This is a genomic window from Streptomyces sp. NPDC049837 (genome assembly GCF_040674455.1).
In the GTDB taxonomy this organism is placed as follows: domain Bacteria; phylum Actinomycetota; class Actinomycetes; order Streptomycetales; family Streptomycetaceae; genus Streptomyces.
This window is the reverse complement of sequence record NZ_JBFAMP010000011.1, coordinates 115,304-132,220: the sequence shown is the minus strand read 5'-3', so window position 1 is coordinate 132,220 and position 16,917 is coordinate 115,304. Positions and strand designations below refer to the sequence as shown.

Below are 16,917 nucleotides of genomic sequence, written 5' to 3'. Positions count from 1 at the left end.
GCTTCGAGGATTACCGCGAGGCCGACGTCCGCCGGCCATGCAGGCGGCGCGCTTGCCCTGCCAGGTCGTTCACGGGACCGGTGACGGAGTCGAAGCGCATGGTGGCGCGGGCCTCCGCGCGGTAGGGCTCCCACGTCGGCATGCCCGCGTGGTTGGGATCGCCCGTGCGGACGAAGGCGATCCACGCCTCGTGCATGGCCTTCGCGAGCCCCTCCGCGACGACCGGATCGATCCCTTCGACGAGGGGAGCGTGCGCCCAGCGGTCGAGGTTGTCGAAGACGAAGGGGAGTTCCAGGCAGTGGGCGGCGGCGAGCCTGCCGCCGTGCGCGGGCGCCGGGAAGTCGAACTGGTACGCCCACACCGGACGCCCGAGAGCCGCCCTCGCCTCCGCGAACTCCAGGCAGGGCCCCCGGAACAACTCGTCCGTGATCAGGTCCATGAGCACCTCGGTCGGCCCGGCGCCGGGGCGGGTACGCGCGTACTCGGCGTACACACCGGCGGCCGATTCGTCGGCGAAGCTGTCCCTGATCCTGTCGAGCACGTGATCGCGGGTGGCTGTCGCGTATCCCGGGTCGAGCGCGAATGCGAAGTTCGCTTCTTCCCGGGTCCAGCCCACGAGGACGTCGATGTCCGTCGCAGCGCCATGAAGGAGGGTTTCCGCGGGGTGGCGGAAGAGTGTGACGTCGTCGCGCACCGGGAGGAACGGGGTGGTCCAGTAGCCCCAGCGCATGGTGTGCGCGAACAAGCCCCCGGCAGCCTCGATCAGCCGTGGCCACGGCAGGCGACGGAGTTCGTCGACGCTCTTCACGCCGGCGAACTCCAGATAGGCGGCGGTCCGCTGCCGGTACTCGTCACGGGAGGGGATGCGCAGCCCCCAGGGCGGGCTCTGGAGGATGGCTCGCCTGAACAGCTTCCGCGCTTCCGGGTGCCCGGCAAGGGCAGCGGTGGACACGGCTCCGCCGGACTGCCCGGCGACGGTGATGTTCCCGGGGTCTCCGCCGAAGTGGGCGATGTTGTCCCGGACCCAGTGCAGCGCGGCCATCTGGTCCGTAAGCCAGACGTTGGCGGGATGCGTCTCTTCGGCTGCCCCTTGGGCTGCCTCTTGGGCTGCCTCTTGGGCTGCCTCTTCGGCTGTCTCTTCGGCTGTCTCTTCGGCTGCGCCTTCGCCTGTCTCTTCATCGAAGGACAGGTAACCAAGCGGGCCGAGGCGGTAGTTGAGGGTCACAACCACCAGGTCACCGTCGCGCGCGAAGGTCTCACCCGAGTAGATGGGCAACGATCCGGAGCCGGAGAGGAATCCGCCGCCGTGGATCCAGACCAGCACGGGCCGCCGGGCGTCATCGGCCGCCGGCGTCCACACGTTCAGCGTCAGGCAGTCGTCGTCGAAAGGCGGGAATCCGTGACCGCCCAGGACGGGATCGCCCCCTTCCCTGAACATCTGCGGCGCGCTCGGCCCGTACGCCGTCGCGTCCCGCGTGCCGCTCCAGCCGGGGTGCGGCTGTGCGGCGCGCCACCGCAGCTCTCCCACCGGGGGTGCGGCGTAGGGCACGCCTTTGAACACCGTGACGCCACCCTCGACGCCGCCGCGCAGCCGACCGGCCGGCAACTGTACGACGGGTGGCGCCTGACCTCGTGCGTCAGCCATGAATCTCCTCCTTGGTCAACGGTCCCCCAGACGCGCCGGCAATGCCGCTGCTGGGCGGTTCCGGAAGTCGTCGGGCAGAGCCTTCGCCGCGGCGCGACGGCCGGGCTGCATCAGGAGGCTATGTTGAATATTTAGCGACCGTCAATCATCCGAGATGGGAGAGCTGCTGCTGGTGGCGTACGTCAGTCCCACAGGCGGCCGGACGCGGCACGTGCGGCCTCTTCCGCCAACAGGTGGGCGAAGGCCCGCCACAGCACCAGCACACAGCCCGCCCCGGCGGCAGCGCCGGCCACTGTGTCAGTGAGCCACTGGGCGTGCAGCCATGTGCGGCTCCACATCATCGCCGCCACCAGGGCGGCGGCGAAGATCCACCAACAGCGTCGCGCGAGCGGCGGGAAGAGCACCACGCCCACGGCCATCACGAGGGTTGTCACCGTGAAGACCTGGCCGGAAGGGAAGGATCCGTCGTTCACCAGAACCCAGGGCTGCGGTGGGCGCGGGCGGTCGACGAGCTGCTTCAGAGGGAGCACGACGACGACGTTGGACACGATGCTCGCGGTGAACACGAACACCGCGGATCTCCACCGTCCGTAGACACAGAGGCAGCCGGTCACAACAAGAGGCAAGATCATGCCGAGGGGGCCACCGAGGGTGTCGAGGACATGGGCGACGCCCGTCACCGCATCGCTCCGCGACCCGTTCATCAAGCCCATCCAGCGATCGTCGACACCCTGAAACGCCGGTCGCCCTTCACCGAGCACGGCGAGGCCGGTCGCCAGAGCGGCCATCAGCAAGACGGAACCGGTCACCAGCGCTCCGCGCGGTGGAGCAGCGGGGACCGGAGGAGGCAAATCGGGCGGCGACTGCGAACGGGTTGCGGCGTCCGAACGAGGCATGGCTGACCTTCCAGGACTGCGGTGAGCGACCGGCGAGCCGGCGGGAGCATGAACACGCCGCACGGTTCTCGTGCGGGGCATGGGCGGGGGCCATCACCCGCACGGGGCATGGGCGGGGGCCATCACCCGCACGGGATACGGGCGCGACCATCGCCCGCACGGGATGCGGGCGCAGGACCATCGCCGCACCGGCCGGGCGACCGTGGCGCAACGGCGGAAGAGTGCCGACGACGCCGTCCCCATGCGCGGTCGCACGGAGCGGCCGCAGCAGCGCGAGACACCGTCGAGGGCGGTTTCAGGCCAAGACTGGCCCGGCCGTGGCGGCGGACACAAGAGCGACCCACGAGTAGCCACACGTGTAACTGCAATAGGTCCCGCAACGGTCACTATTGCCATCCGGATCCCGCAAGGCCCTACTCAAATCCCGCCACAGGTGCTACACAAGGCGTACCCGCGGCGCTTGACACGTGTAACTACACCGTCGACATCCGTGGTCGCTGCCGGTCAACCCCTCATCCGGCGTTCTTCCCCCTCCCCTCCCCTCCCTCCCGCTCCAGCGCTCAGCTCCGTGCTCGAGGAGTCGACATGCATTGCCCCATCCCCTGTCGCGCGGCCCACGCGCCCGCACTGCCCGGGGGTCACCATGACCGCTGATGAACTGATCCAGCCGAAGGCACCGGAAGAGGTGCCTCCGCCCCGCCAGCGCGGCCTCATGCTGCTGCTCCTGGTCGCCAACTCCTCCATGCTCGCCGTCTACATGGGCGTGGGCGCTGTGCTGCTGCCGACCCAGATCGCCATGATCGACCCGGCCGACAAGGTGGCGATCCTGGGCGTCGTCGGTGGTGTGAGCTCGGTCTTCGCGACCGCGTTCAACCCGATCGCCGGCGCCCTGTCGGACCGGACCGGCCGCAGGAACCCGTGGATCCTCGGCGGCGCGCTCGCCTCCTTCGCCGGGCTGGCGTTCCTCGGCAGTGTGCACACCGCGCTGCTGGTCGGCATCGGATGGTGCCTGGTGCAGGCCACCATGAACGTCTACCAGGCCGCCGTCACCGCCGTCGTGCCCGACCGGATCCCGGCCGCCCGCCGCGGCACGGCGTCCGCACTCGTCGGACTGGGACTGCCGATCGGCGGCACCGTCGGCGTGATGATCGCCTCGCAGACCTCGGGCCGCCTGACGCTCGGCTACCTGGTGCTGGGAGCCGTGGCGGCCGGCGCGGCGCTCCTCCTCACCACCTTCTGCCGTGACGCACCGCCACGCGAACCGGCGCCGTCCGTCTCGCGGCGGGAGCGGATCGCCGCCTTCCTGTCCGCTCTGGCCCACCACGACTTCCGGTGGGCGTTCATCGGGCGGGCTCTGATGGTGCTCGGTTACTTCTCCGTCGTGGGCTACCAGCTCTACATCCTGGACGACCACATCGCACTCCCCGCCGGCCTCCAGCCGGCCGGGGCGATGGCGATCCTCACGCCGGTGTCGATGGTCGCGATGGCCTTGTCCACGGTCGTCGGCGGGCTGTTGTCCGACCGCTGGGACCGGCGAAAGGTCTTCGTCGGTGTGTCGGCCGCGCTCGCCGGGCTCGTGATGGCCGTCCCCGTCATCAGCCCCACCTGGACCGGCATGCTCGTGTTCAGTGCCCTCAACGGCCTCGCCTTCGGCTGCTTCATGGCGGTGGACACCGCGGTGGTCACCCTGGTGCTGCCCCGCGCGGAGGACGCCGCCCGCGACATGGGCGTACTGAACATCGCCAACGCCGGTCCGCAGATCGTCGCGCCCTTCGTCGCCTCCGTCATCGTGACGACGCTCGGCGGCTATACCCCGCTGTTCCTTCTCGGCGGGGCCCTGTCCCTGCTGGGCGCCCTGGCCATCCTCCCGATCCGCGGAGTGCGCTGACCGGACACGGACACCGAGCCGTGTGAAAGCCCCGGCGGGCGCATGCCGGGGGTCATGTGCCCGCCGGTTCCTTCCCCCTCCCCCGATTCTCCCGCCGCATTGAAGGAGCACCCGTGAGACGCAAGCGAGTTCTGCCCCTGGCCGCTCTGCTGCTGTGCACACCGGCCCTCGCCGGTACGGTGCCGGCGAGCGCCGCGCCGCAGGCCACGCCGTCCGGCCCGCTGCGCATCCTGCTGACCAACGACGACGGCTACAACGCCCCCGGCATCCGCATGATGTTCCAGCGGCTGACCGCCGCCGGCCACGACGTCACCATCGTCGCCCCGCTCACCAATCAGAGCGGCACCGGGACGAAGATGATGAGCGGCACGACCATCACGGTCAAGCACCCTGAGCCCCGGGTGTGGGCGGTGGACGGCACGCCGGGCGACTCGGTGTCCTTCGGCATGTCCGAGGTGTTCGCCGACCGTGCCCCGGACCTGGTCGTCTCCGGCACCAACTTCGGTCCCAACGTGGCCGCCCTCGCCACTCACTCCGGGACGGTCGGCGGCGCTGTGGCCGCCCTGGAACACGGTGTGCCCGCGATCGCCGTGAGCACCGGAGGACTGACGGTGCCGGTCCCGGAGCCCATCTTCAACGCCATGCGGCCCACCAACGACTTCACCGTCAAGCTCATCGAGCGCCTCCGGGCGAAGGCGCAGAACGGGCGTCTCCTCCCCGAGGGAGTCGGCCTGAACCTCAACCACCCGGTGGTCGGTACCGACGGGACGGGCACCGCCCGAGGTGCCGCCGTCACCACCCAGGACCCGCAGCCCGTCCTCAAGGCCGACTACACCGACTCCGGTGACGGCACCTGGAAGGTGAACGTCACCGTGGTGTCGACGCCCGCGCAGAAGGGTGGCGATGTGGAAGCGATCAGCGCCGACAAGGTGTCCATCACTCCCATCTCGCCCAACTGGAACACCGACCACGCGGACTTCGCCAAGACGGCAACGCTGCTCGCCGGCCTGCGTCCGTAGGACACAGGCGGCCGGGCGGCCGGTATGCCATGCCCGCTCCCGTCCCGGCAGCTCAGGTTGCCCGGACGGGAGGCGGCCTCTGGCCGGACGATGCCCATGTCCGCCCGGGGTCCTGAACTGCACTGTGCGCGCCTTGCCTTGGAGGAGAAGTGAAGAGACCACGCTCGTCCATCCCCTCGACCGTCCTGGCACTGACACTCGCTGTGGCAACGCTGTTCGCCAAACCGGCGACCGCCACACAGCCCCAAGCCACCGCTACCGCCCGGCCCGTCGTCACCATCGGGCAGGGCCGGCTCGCCGGAGAGACCGACGGCCGGGCCGAGCAGTTCCTGGGCGTCCCCTACGCCGCGCCACCGGTGGGCCACCTCCGGTTCCAGCCACCGCAACACGCCGCACATTGGAGCGGGACCCGGGATGCCACCCAGCAGGCTCACGCGTGCCTGCAATTCTCACCCTTCGGGCTCCGTGACCCCGGCGCCGTCAGTGAGGACTGCCTCTACCTGGACGTGTACCGGCCACGCCACACCCGCCCCGGTGACCGCCTGCCCGTCCTCCTCTGGATCCACGGCGGCGGCTACAGCCAGGGCACCGGAACGCAGTTCGGCGGCCGTACCATGGCCGAACTCACCAGCAGCGTGGTCGTGAGCATCAACTACCGCCTCGGGCAGCTCGGATACCTCGCCGCTCCGGAACTCGCCCGCGACAACGCGCTCGGTTCCGGATCGTACGGGCTGATGGACCAGGTCGCGGCGCTGAAGTGGACGCGCGGCAACATCGCGGCGTTCGGCGGGGACCCCGCCCGCATCACCCTCTGGGGCCAGTCCGCCGGCAGCGGCTCCATCTGCGCCATGCTCACCTCACCCCAAGCCGCCCGGTTGTTCTCCCGCGCCGTCCTCCAGAGCGGGCCGTGCACCCTGCTGCGTGCCCCCAGCGCCTCCCGTGCCGCCGACGAAGCACGGGACTTCTCCGCCGCGGCGGGCTGTCCCGACTCCGCCACACGCGCCGCCTGCCTTCGCAGGGCACCGGCCGCAGACCTCATCGCCGCCGCCCGTACGCATCCCACGTCCGGACCTGCCTTCGGCGACGGTCTGCTGCCCACCCAGCCGTCCGAGGCCATCGCCGCCGGCTCATGGAACAAGGTTCCGATCCTCATCGGCAGCACCCGGGCCGAAGCCCGGTTCTTCGTCGCGCTCACCCAGCCGTACCTCACGGCGCAGGAGTACACCGACAGGATCAACGCCACGCACGGACAGGCGGCACCGCAGGTGCTGGCCCGTTACCCCGTGGCCGCGTACCCCACTCCGTACGACGCCCTGTCGGCTGTCCTCACCGACTCGACCTTCGCCTGCCACACGCTCACCACCGCGCGGACCTTCGCCTCACAGGTCCCCACCTACGTCTACGAGTTCGACGACCCGAACTCGCCCACGCTCCACGGAGCCCAGGTCCCGGGCGTGGACATGGCCAACGCACACAGCGCCGAACTCGCCTACCTGCACGACTTCACGATGGCCGACCGCCCGCTCACGCCCGACCAGACAAGACTCGCCGACCGCATGAAACGCCGCTGGGCAGCGTTCGCCCGCACGGCCGACCCCGACATCCCTGGCGACACCCGATGGCCACCCGCCGACTCCCGGTACCAGGTCCTGACCCTCAACCCCGAGAACACCCGCACCTCGACCGCCTTCGCGGCGGACCACCAGTGCGACTTCTGGATCGGTCAGTCCCCTTCGACGGCCAGGAGGGCACCCGAGGCCTGAAGCTGACGGAGGCGCTGACCGTCTACCGGCCCGTCAGCGCGTGAACCGCGGTGAGCGAAGGCCGCTGCCCACACCTGGACGCTCCAGACGGCTGGGTACGCCCCCGCTCAGCGGGCGCGCACCCAGCCAACTGTCAGCCACCGGGGGGCGGTTGCCGTGTGAAGCGGTGCCACCAGTGCCGGCGGCGGGGATGTACGGCGCGGCCCAGTCGGCGACCGATCAGCAGGTAGCCCAGCAGGGCTCCCGTCGTGTTGAGCAGGACGTCGTCGATGTCGAAGGCTCGCCCGGTGATCAGGGCGCCCTGGACCAACTCGACCAGCGTCATCACCAGCGCGGTGACCGCTATGACGCGAACGAGCCCCCGGGCGCGGGGCGCGAGCACCGGCAGCAGCAGGCCGAACGGTATGCCCAGCGCAATGTTGCCGCCGAGTTGTTTGACGGTGTCACGGAAGGCCGGCTGCGCGAGGTAGTCGCGGATGGAATCACCCGGGCGCAGGTTGCTGTGCGTCAACGACTCGGAAGCAGCCGACGGCTCCAGCGTCAGCCGGGCCAGCAGCACCGCGAAGACCACTGTCCCAGCGAAAGCCAGCAGCATGGCCACCGCTCGCCCGACCCTGGAGAGCCGTGGCGCGCCGCCAGGTGCGCTCCTTCTCTCCGGTTCCTTCGTGGTTTTGTCGTGCAGGACTGAACGTGCCATCACGAGCCCCCAGTCAGGGTTGGTCTGCTTGCGCTGTCCGCTACCCGCTCGGACGGGCGGTACGCGGTGCGCCGCGGTTCACGCCGGGTCCGTACGGCCGAACAAGCCGGCATGTCCCGGCGGAAGCTGGGTGAGGATACGGCGCAACAGCGCGTCGTCGGCCACCTCCGCGACCGTGGCGAGCACCGCGGTGACGGCACGGCGGGCCTGCGCGACATCGAGGTCATCGCGTGCGGCCACGGCTTCGACGAAACCCGAGGGTGTCAGGGGTTCACTGGCCGGCGAGACCTCGGTGAGGAGCGGGCCGCACTGCCGGGGCAGCAGACCGGCGAGGTCCGTGCGGTCATCACCCACCAGATGTGCGCCCAACACCTCCAGCACGCTCTGCACCGCCCCGGCCGCCTCCTGCCGCACCGCGTAGCCTCCGCGCGCCTGGACCCGGTCAAGCAGCACTTCCACGGACGCGTTCATAGCCGCTCCTTCCTTCGGTCGCACCACCGCGGTGGCGCCGGTAGGCATATAGCCACGCAGAGTGACCATTCGGCTACCCGGCATCGGGTGCGGCATTCCTGCGCCGGCTCGGAACGGAGCAAGTGCTCGACTGTGCGGGTGAGCCCCGCGCATCGCGACAGAATCGGGTCGAACTGTTCACCGACCTCGGCAGCCACCCGCTTGCGCAACCGGCGGTCCCGACACCACTGCCCTCGACCGACAAGCCGTCGAGCAGGACCTCGCCCGAGGCCATGCCAGCCGGGTCGAGTGGCGGGGCAGAGACTCGGGGCGGTGGCCGCCCCGAGTCGGGACTGTGCCCTCAGCCTCGCTGTTTGAGGGGCAGCGAGAGGTAGAGGCGGGTGCCCTGCGGCTTGTAGCCGACGCGCTCATAGACGCGGCGGGAGCCCTCGCCGGCGTACTCCAGCCAGACCGATCCGGCCCCCTGGGCGAACATCGCCTCGCTCAGCGCGGCGGTCACGGCGGCGGCGATGCCGCGGCCGCGGTGGGCCGGGCGGGTACCGACGCCGGACAGCTCGGCGGTGTCTTCGGCCGGCGGAGAGCAGGAGGCTCCGCCGGCGCAGCCACCCTCCGGGGCGCGGACAAATCGCACCGCGCCGCCGCCTTGCTGGGTGCGCCGCAAGCGGGCCGCACCCTGCTCGGAGGAGGCGAAGACGCCGCCGAACGCCTCAGCAAGCGCGGCATCCAGCGCGGCGTACTCCTCGTCAGTGTCCGGGATCTCGACGCGCGGGGCGTTGGCGGACCGAGGGGCCGTCATCGTGTCGGGGGTGCAGACGAGGTACTCGTGCACCGCCTCGGTGTGAAAGCCCGATGCCCGCAGAGCCGGCGCCACGCTGGGCGCGGCCTCCGGCACGAATTCCAGCCGCGGCAGCAGGCCGCGCTCCCGGAAGACGCCGATCAGTGCCGTGACGTCCCGCTCGGTCGGTTCGGCTCCGGGCAGCGGGGTCGCGTAGTTGAGGTACGGGCTGTCGGTGTCGGGGTTGAAGCCCGCGACGAAACCGCCGGTCTCCACGACGACAGGGCGGCGGCGGAGGTTGGCGACGGCAAAGCTCTGGACCTGGATGTCCATGGTGGGTTTGACCTCACGAAGTCTCAGGATGAGCCCATGACGAACTCAGGGAGTTCGGGCGGGGAAGAGTGGCGGTGCGTCAGGCACCGCATCGTGGGGCCGCCGTGCAGGATGGTCGTGGCTGGCAGGCTGATGCGCTCGCTTCGGAGCGGGCTGCTCAGTGCCGACGGCGGCCACTGGGGGACGCCGAGATCATTGGCTGTCGTTCCTCACCGTGAGTTGGTCTGCAAGGTCGCAGAGCGCGGTCACTCTTCCACTGCTGGTTGCGGCAGGCAAGGCATTATCCGCAGGGTAGAGCCCAGCAGTGCGTCTCGCGGAACGGAGTCCCGCGCAGCCGTTCAGGAGGCCGCTTGGTTGCCGGTAGGGCCCGAGAGCAGATCAGGGCACTGGCCAGGCCGACGAACGCGAGGAAGGCTCGGCCTTGCGCTCGTAGCGGCAGCGCAGGCGGCGGCAGCCGCCCGGCCAGGACAGAGTGCGCTCGACCACCCAGCGGTGCCGGCCGGGTCGGCCAGAAGACTCGATGCCGCGCGGGCGGTGCGCGGCACGATCTGCCGGCGCCGCAGCCGTCCCTCAGGTGATCGAAGCCGTACGCCTTGTCGGCGTGTAGCCGCTGTGCCGCGCTCTGACCCTGACCGCCCGCAGCGGCGTCGTGCGGGCACTGGACGACCCGGCCGACTACCAGGAGGGCAGCCCGCTGTATGGCCGGCAGCCCACCGCGGAGGACACGGACGGCTCTCCGGCCCGGCCCCCCGTCTCCCTCCGTCAAGGTGACCCCGGGCGGCCCGGGACGGTGGGTCTCCGCTCGTGCGCGACGTCGCGCTCTCAGCGCCGAATTTCGAGCAGCACCCTCTCGTTCGGCGTCGCGATGTCCCAGAAGCGAGCGATGCCCCGCGCGTTGCTGTAAACGCCCGTACCGCCGGTGATGGCCATGTCGAGGGAACCCACGCCCTTCGTCCACAACGACTGCATCGTCAGAGACCCCTGCGCGACTTCCATCGTGATCAGGCACTGCGACGTGAGTTCTTCGCCCTTCACATGAATGACCTGACAGGTTCCGCCCCCGCGTCCGACACCGTGCCCATCCTTTATGGCAGTGCCGGAGTAGACGTCCATGTCGCCCAAGCTCGGCCCCGCCGGGCCGAGATCGACAGCCGTGTACTGATCGTTCTGCACCTTGAGTTCGAGGACCTCGACACGCCCCTTTTCCGGAGGGCCGGCCGTTGCGCTGTCAACAGCCACAATCCCGACCGCGACTGCGGCGAGCGATGCGGCGGCGAACCTCATGAGCGTCGCTCGTCTGCGCGGGCTCCGTCGTTCCCCTCGATGCACGGCAACGGCAGTGGACGCCGAACTGGTGGTGACCATGGTGGATGCTCCTCACTGTGATGTCCTCGTGCGAACGCCTTCGTCGTCGCCCGCCGGGCTGGGCCCTGATGATCCGGCTGGGGTCAGGCGGGCTGGTCCTTGTCGGACGGGAGCCAGACCGTCATGGTCGCCGGGTCGATCGGGATCGAGACGTGCTCGTGTGTGATGGACCACGTTCCGTTCGTGCGCTGGAGGCAGACGCTCTCCCGTACCCAAATCGACGCCTGGAGCCCGCCTTTGCGCTCTCCCGAGTCCAGGTGGAGCATGTGCGCGAACGCGGTGTCCCCGCTGGTCGCGAGGGTGAGGTCGTGCGTCTCCAGGCTTATGGGGCCGACGTATCCGTCGAACCAGCGCTGGAAGTTGCGGCGGATCTCGTCGGTTCCCGTGAACCTCAGCGGGGGGACGACGTCGTAGTAGACGGCGTCGGCGGCGTAGAACGACATGAGCCGGTCGATGTCCTTCGTCTGCTGGGCGTCGGCGCGGTTCGCCAGGAGCGCCCGGATCTCGGACTCGTGGGTGGTCATCGCGTACTCCTTCGGTTGTGGTGTGTGCTGCGGGATGGAATCAGGCGGCCAGCCCCAACGCATCGCCGCCGGGGCTGTCATGGATGACTGCGACGTTCCTGGGCTCCATGCCGGTGCACCTCCGTTTGCTTCCGTCCCGTGCCGCTGTCAGTACGACGAGACGGCCCGGCGGAATGCGAGGCGGGGCGCCGATCTCACATTTCGGGGCGCTGTCCCGTCATAGAGGTGAGGAAAGATCCGACCGAGGGAGCCGCGAGACCATGACGACCAGTTCGACCGCGCAGCAGGACGGCCCACTCGACCCGATGTCGAGCGCGGTCACCGGTGAACGCCGCAGGCTGATCGACCTCGCCTACCGGATGCTGGGCTCCCTGGCCGAGGCCGAGGACGTCGTCCAGGAGACGTACGCCCGCTGGTACGCGATGTCCCCGCGGCAGCGGGAGGCGGTGGTGTCCCCCGGCGGCTGGCTGACCAAGGTCGCCGGCCGTATCTGCCTCGACGTGCTCCGCTCGGCACGGGTCCGGCGAGAGCGTTACGTGGGGGAATGGGTTCCCGAGCCGCTGCCCGCGCGCACCGAGTGGTCCGCCGGCGCGATGGACGACAGCACGGCCGATCCGGCCGACCGCATCACGCTCGACGAGTCGGTCAGTATGGCCTTCCTCGTCGTGCTGGAAGCGATGACCCCGGCGGAGCGCGTGGCGTTCGTCCTCCACGACGTCTTCCGCTACCCCTTCTCCGAAGTGGCCGACATCGTCGGCCGCACCCCGGCGGCCTGCCGCCAGTTGGCGTCTTCGGCCCGCCGCCGTGTCGAGGCCTCGCGGGCCCCCTTGTCGCCGACGGTCCAGCGGGCCCGTGTCGTCAGGGAGTTCAAGCTGGCGTGGGAGGCCAAGGACATCAACGCCCTCATCGGCCTGCTCGACGCCGACGCCACCGCCGTCGGGGACGGTGGCGGACTCGTCACGGCCCGGCTCCACCCGATCGAGGGCGCCGAGCACGTCGCCCGCTTCTTCGCCGGCCGGACCCGCCCGGGCCGTCTGGCGATCCGCGAGTGCACGGTCAACGGTCAGCCCGGTCTGGCTGCCCACCTGGACGGCGCCGTTGTGTCGGTGTACGCGTTCGACATCGCGGACGGCAGGATCCGCCGGATCTGGGCCGTGCTCAACCCCGAGAAGCTCCGGCCCTGGAGGACGGACTGACGTCGTGCGGGGCTCAGCGGCGTCGAAACGCCGGACCGTACGGTGGCGGTCGCCGAATCCCAGACATGGATGACTGTCTGCTCGGCGGCGCGCAGCGCCCCGCCGTGGCTCGATGACCGCACCGCACGGCCGGCGTTCGCGCCCGGTCACATTCTGTGATGCCGTGAAGTGACTGGAATCGCCAGCCAGGCGAAGCTCCACGCCCTTTCACCGCCGAGGCCGGCTCACGGCGTCCACAGCGGGGAAACCTGGTGCGGCGTCGACGAGTCGGCGAGCAGCGACGTCACACCCCCGGAAACACCGAGCTTCCCCAGAGCCCAGTCGAGCGCAGTGGCTTCGGCATCGCACATTCTGGCAATCAGGTTCGTCTGTTCAGGCAGAAGGACCCTCCGGGGGATCACGATCGTCTCGCGGACCCGGTCGAGGGGCAGCCCCCGTCGGAAGCCCTGCGCGGCGGGGCGGGGCGCGTCCTGGTCCAGCGGGAGCGGCAGGCGCCGGCGGGCCGCGTTCGAGACGATGATCCCGGCGACATGGACGTACTCCCTCAGGAGTGGCCCCAACAGGTCCGCGAGCGCGTCGGTCTTGGCAGCGAGCGACATCCCGGCGAAGGGCATTGGGAAGTGGAAGAGGCCGCTGTGGTCCTCCACCCAGATCCACGCGGTGCCCGCTCCCTCCGTCTTGGCGCACTTGCCCCGCACCTTGCCCAGGAGCCGCTTGCCCTGGTCGCTCTCCACGGTCTCCCCGGTCAGGGTGGTGCCCTGAGGAGCCGTTCCGGGGTGGACGGTCAGCCGCCTCCCGGCGCTGCTGAGGACGTCGACCGCGGCCCCCGATGCCGCGCACTGCTGGGCGGCCTCACTGGTCCGCCTTTTCCACGTCTCGAAGTCGTCGCCGTTGAGGAGTTCGGGGAAGTCGCCTTCCCAGTAGATGTCGTGGCCCCTGTCCAGGGTGAGGAGGTGGACCCGGCAGTTCTGGCGGAACTTCTCGTAGTCCTGGAGCTTCTGGTCCTCGGCGAAGGTGACGACCTCGATGAAGACCGGACCGATACGGACGTCGCCGGGGCCGCCGCTGGCTTTCGCCGGCTCCAGCTCGACCGGGAGTCCGCGGGCCGCCCCCATGAGCGCGAGCCGGGCCTGCGTCTGGGTGTGCAGGAACCGGGACAGGGTGACGTCGCGGCGGGCATCCCGCCTAACCGAGGCAAGGCCGGGCACCCCGGCTTCCTCCAGATAGGCGTACGCGGCCCACCACCGCACCGCCTCCACCCATGCTCCCCGCTCGGCTCCGTTCATGATCTGGAGTACTGGGGCGGCCCGGCCCAGTCCCACAAAGGTGTCGCTGGCCCGGCCAGAGGCGGAGGGGGTCACGGCCTTGGGCAGCCAGCGGCTGTCGAAGAACGCGGTGAGGCCGGCCACCGCACGTGCGGTCACCTCGTGACCCGCAGGGGAGAGATAGTCGGCGCCCTCCGGACAACCGAACCACGCCTCCCAGTCGATCGCCCGGATGCCCTGGTCGATCGCCAGCCATACCTCTTTGTCACGAGGGTGCATGCCCGCCATCATGAAGGACTCGCAGACGAGGGCGCGGGGATTTTCCGAAGCGCGGCACCTTCTGCTCGGCCACCCTGGACTAGCCCTTCGACCGGTGCCCATGCCACAACAGCAGCGGAAGGCGACTGGGCACCGCACACGGCGGCCAGCCCTCCCCTCTGCACGCTCGTTGCGCCGATGGCCCCCCGGATACAGGGACCTGGTTCCCTGAGAAACACGGTGCCCGCCGAAGACTTCCCGCAAGGCGCGATCGGCGATCAAAGCAGGCCGGAGCACACCGTGGAGTAAGCACACCGGCCCGGCTTCCGGAGACAGTTGGGAACGCGGTCAGTACCGCTCACTGATCGTTTCAGCCGTGCACCCGAGGGCTCCCGGGCGCCGACCTCCACCCCTACCATCACGCACATGTCGATCACTTCTCACATACCCGTTCTCCACGCCGGCAGGGAAACCGTCGCGCTCGTGGAGAACGATGTACTGATCGTGCGCCGTCCGCACGAGCAGACACACATCCCGCTGAAGGCCATCAGCCGTGCACTCGCCGAGGGGCGGTCCGTCACAATCGAGCTGACCGCCGCGCCGACCACGGACAAGACGCACGTCCACCGGGTCTGGGACGTGGTGGACGCCGACGCCGTCGCCTTTGCCGACGCCGTGAACGCGGCTCTGCCAGGGCGGAGCGAGGAGACGGAGGCGCTCGACGGCGCGGACCTCGTCTGGGGCGAGCGCCTGTACCAGCCGAGCTACCGGAACTGGCTTCGCCGTATGAAGCGCGGCGCGCTCGTCGCGACCCTGGTGGCCATCGGCTCGTGCGTGCTCGTGGGCTTCACGGGAAGCCCGGCCGCCATGATCTTCATCATCCCGTTCAGCTTCTTCGGGATCCTGATCCTTACGTTCGGCTCGTTCCTCGCCTACGCGCCGGTCGAGGAGTGGTACCTGCGGAAGCACGGAGTCCGGACGGTCGCCATCCGGCTCCAGGACCAGCCCGGCCGGTACGCGTACACGGATCCGGGCGGCGTTGTCCGCACCGTGCGGCACTCCATCCCGACCTGGAGCATCGAGGCGGCATACGACCCACGCGACCCCGGCCGCGTACTTCCGCTGCAGTCGCGGGGCCGGCGAATCCGGGACGCCATCCTGGTTCTTGTCATCCTCGGTATCGGCCTCCTCTTCGTCGGCGGGGCCGTCGCGGCGGTGGTCGGTGCCTTTCTCGGCAAGTTCGACAGCCTGACCTGAGACGCGGCCAGATGAGGCGCGTCGACCTCATTCGTCTCTGCAAGGAAACAGCGGGCCAGTTAACCCGTGGCCGCTGCCAAGGACCTCGCACACGTCCGGGGCGGGTGGCCTTACTGATTGCTTCGAGAATGAGGTTCGCAGGCGGCGGAGGCAATTGAAGCTGACGTACCGCGATGCCGTCGACATCGTCGGGTTGGGCGAGATGGGTGCGGCGTCCGCCAAGATGGGCCGCCGACTGAGCGGCTCCCCACGCGTGCGGGGGGAGTTCACGCTACTCGGTCTCTGTCGCCGCACCCACAGGGTCACCCCCGCACCCACAGGGTCACCCCCGCACCCGCCAGGGGGTAGTTCGCCGGCCGGCTCCGCGAGGGCCTCCGGCACCCAGGGGGTGTCTGATGTGTTGAGTAATCGGCAGCGCTGGGTACTTGGGCCGTCGCGATGTCGGCACCGCCTGAGAAGCTCCTCCGCATGAAGCAGGAGATCACGCCCGACCTCACCCAGATCACCGGGGCGCATGAGGTCACCCCCGGACTCCGGCGCCAGCTTGTCGACTGCTGGATCGCAGTCACGAACTCGGGTGGTGCTGCGGGATTCCCATTCCCACCCGTTCATGACGACGACGTCGCGCCAGTCGCGGACGAGCTCTTCGGCCGTCTCCACCCGTCGCACAGCCGACTCATCATCGCCAGATTCGAGGACACTCTTGCCGGGTGGGTTCTCCTCGACCGTGACCGCTTTCGGCTTGTCGCGCACTGGGGCACGGTCCATCACCTCCAGACCCATCCCAGGTTCCGTGGCCGTGGTGTCGGCTCCGCCCTCATGCACAAGCTGCGGAAGGTTGCCCGTGACGAGCTGGGGCTTGAACAGCTCCGTCTTGCGGCCCGGGGCGGAGAGGGGCTGGAGGACTTCTACAGCCGCCTCGAATGGCGTGAGGTGGGCCGCTGGCCCGGAGCCCTGCGCTTCGCGCCCGACGACACCCGGGACGAGGTCTTGATGCTCCTCGATCCCCTCTGACCAGCAGCCCCGAGATCTGTTATTTCGGTCCCCTGCGGGCCCAGGTGAGGATGGCGGCGAGGAGGAGTGCGGCCTGGCGGGACCACACCACTGCTTGAGCCGGATGCTGCATCGGTCAACCGCGCTGCGCCGCCTGTACGCCTCGGCGTCGAAAGCCGGCGGGCGACCCCCGGCACGGCACTGGCCGCAGACGGTGACTGACCGATCCGGTCGGATGGCTGGGGGATGACGGCACGGATCCCGCGCCGGCGGAGATGCCCACGGATCGCGCGGGACGAATACGCGCGGTCCGCCAGGACGGCGTCCGGCCAGGTTCTCGGTCTGCCGAGTCCGGGTGCGTCGCCTGCCTCGCGTGCGGTGACGCGGAGGGCCAGGGCGAGCAGGTGCGGTACTTCCACCCGATGGCCTCAAGGGTGCGGCGGTGGTCGGCCCACCGCCAGCCACGTACCGGATCTGCGACGGAGCCCTTCCCCTGGCCCGACCCCTGACCGTCTTTCGCCCTCCCCCCGATCCCCCCTGAGCGGTCCCCGACCCGACCCGGAGAAGTCCCG

The 16,917-nt window shown here is 70.0% G+C and carries 14 protein-coding genes and 2 pseudogenes; 6 read left to right on the top strand and 10 right to left on the bottom strand.

Going from position 1 to position 16,917, the window contains the following annotated elements:
- Nucleotides 1-10: 10 nt before the first annotated feature.
- Together AB0J57_RS27365 and AB0J57_RS27360 are read right to left on the bottom strand one after the other, a co-directional pair.
- Complete coding sequence (locus tag AB0J57_RS27365) at nt 11-1,645, bottom strand: carboxylesterase family protein (RefSeq protein ID WP_366130949.1); 1,635 nt, start codon at nt 1,643-1,645, stop codon at nt 11-13.
- A gap of 182 nt (nt 1,646-1,827) precedes the next feature.
- Nucleotides 1,828-2,454 (bottom strand): phosphatase PAP2 family protein, encoded by a 627-nt coding sequence (locus AB0J57_RS27360; RefSeq protein WP_366130948.1) that lies wholly within the window; start codon nt 2,452-2,454, stop codon nt 1,828-1,830.
- A gap of 730 nt (nt 2,455-3,184) precedes the next feature.
- On the opposite strand from AB0J57_RS27360, the gene AB0J57_RS27355 reads away from it, so the two are divergent.
- From AB0J57_RS27355 to AB0J57_RS27345, 3 genes are all read left to right on the top strand, one after another.
- Nucleotides 3,185-4,429 (top strand): MFS transporter, encoded by a 1,245-nt coding sequence (locus AB0J57_RS27355; RefSeq protein WP_366130947.1) that lies wholly within the window; start codon nt 3,185-3,187, stop codon nt 4,427-4,429.
- A gap of 113 nt (nt 4,430-4,542) precedes the next feature.
- Nucleotides 4,543-5,448, top strand: a complete 906-nt coding sequence (surE, locus tag AB0J57_RS27350) for a 5'/3'-nucleotidase SurE (protein ID WP_366130946.1) — start codon at nt 4,543-4,545, stop codon at nt 5,446-5,448.
- A gap of 203 nt (nt 5,449-5,651) precedes the next feature.
- Complete coding sequence (locus AB0J57_RS27345) at nt 5,652-7,211, top strand: carboxylesterase family protein (RefSeq protein ID WP_366130945.1); 1,560 nt, start codon at nt 5,652-5,654, stop codon at nt 7,209-7,211.
- A gap of 133 nt (nt 7,212-7,344) precedes the next feature.
- Here the strand turns inward: AB0J57_RS27345 and AB0J57_RS27340 are convergent, their stop codons facing one another.
- From AB0J57_RS27340 to AB0J57_RS27315, 6 genes and pseudogenes are all read right to left on the bottom strand, one after another.
- A complete protein-coding gene (locus tag AB0J57_RS27340) occupies nt 7,345-7,908 on the bottom strand; it encodes a VanZ family protein (RefSeq protein WP_366130944.1) in 564 nt (187 codons plus the stop codon).
- A 78-nt stretch (nt 7,909-7,986) separates the two neighbouring features.
- A complete protein-coding gene (locus AB0J57_RS27335; RefSeq protein WP_366130943.1) occupies nt 7,987-8,379 on the bottom strand; it encodes a DUF2267 domain-containing protein in 393 nt (130 codons plus the stop codon).
- A 340-nt stretch (nt 8,380-8,719) separates the two neighbouring features.
- Nucleotides 8,720-9,487, bottom strand: coding sequence for a GNAT family N-acetyltransferase (locus AB0J57_RS27330; RefSeq protein ID WP_366130942.1), 768 nt, complete (start codon nt 9,485-9,487; stop codon nt 8,720-8,722).
- A gap of 373 nt (nt 9,488-9,860) precedes the next feature.
- Nucleotides 9,861-10,097, bottom strand: a pseudogene (locus tag AB0J57_RS27325) (transposase); the annotation flags it as partial.
- Nucleotides 10,098-10,309: 212 nt separating this feature from the next.
- The gene (locus tag AB0J57_RS27320; protein WP_366130941.1) at nt 10,310-10,852 is read right to left on the bottom strand and encodes a hypothetical protein; all 543 of its coding nucleotides are present in this window, start codon (nt 10,850-10,852) and stop codon (nt 10,310-10,312) included.
- Nucleotides 10,853-10,935: 83 nt separating this feature from the next.
- Nucleotides 10,936-11,376 carry a nuclear transport factor 2 family protein gene (locus AB0J57_RS27315; RefSeq protein ID WP_366130940.1) on the bottom strand — a complete coding sequence of 147 codons (441 nt, stop codon included), beginning with the start codon at nt 11,374-11,376 and terminating at the stop codon, nt 10,936-10,938.
- Between the two features lie 260 nt (nt 11,377-11,636).
- Here AB0J57_RS27315 and sigJ point away from each other — a divergent pair, with 260 nt between their 5' ends.
- Nucleotides 11,637-12,572 (top strand): RNA polymerase sigma factor SigJ, encoded by a 936-nt coding sequence (gene sigJ / locus AB0J57_RS27310; RefSeq protein ID WP_366130939.1) that lies wholly within the window; start codon nt 11,637-11,639, stop codon nt 12,570-12,572.
- 224 nt (nt 12,573-12,796) lie between these two features.
- Here sigJ and AB0J57_RS27305 read toward each other — a convergent pair whose 3' ends face one another.
- Complete coding sequence (locus AB0J57_RS27305; protein ID WP_366130938.1) at nt 12,797-14,116, bottom strand: hypothetical protein; 1,320 nt, start codon at nt 14,114-14,116, stop codon at nt 12,797-12,799.
- 405 nt (nt 14,117-14,521) lie between these two features.
- Between AB0J57_RS27305 and AB0J57_RS27300 the strand changes: the two genes are divergently transcribed.
- Both AB0J57_RS27300 and AB0J57_RS27295 read left to right on the top strand, forming a co-directional pair.
- Nucleotides 14,522-15,352 carry a hypothetical protein gene (locus AB0J57_RS27300; protein ID WP_366130937.1) on the top strand — a complete coding sequence of 277 codons (831 nt, stop codon included), beginning with the start codon at nt 14,522-14,524 and terminating at the stop codon, nt 15,350-15,352.
- Nucleotides 15,353-15,820: 468 nt separating this feature from the next.
- Nucleotides 15,821-16,366 (top strand): GNAT family N-acetyltransferase, encoded by a 546-nt coding sequence (locus tag AB0J57_RS27295; protein WP_366130936.1) that lies wholly within the window; start codon nt 15,821-15,823, stop codon nt 16,364-16,366.
- A 206-nt stretch (nt 16,367-16,572) separates the two neighbouring features.
- On the opposite strand, the pseudogene AB0J57_RS27290 reads toward AB0J57_RS27295, so the two are convergent.
- Nucleotides 16,573-16,692, bottom strand: a pseudogene (locus AB0J57_RS27290) (IS5/IS1182 family transposase); the annotation flags it as partial.
- Nucleotides 16,693-16,917: the final 225 nt, after the last annotated feature.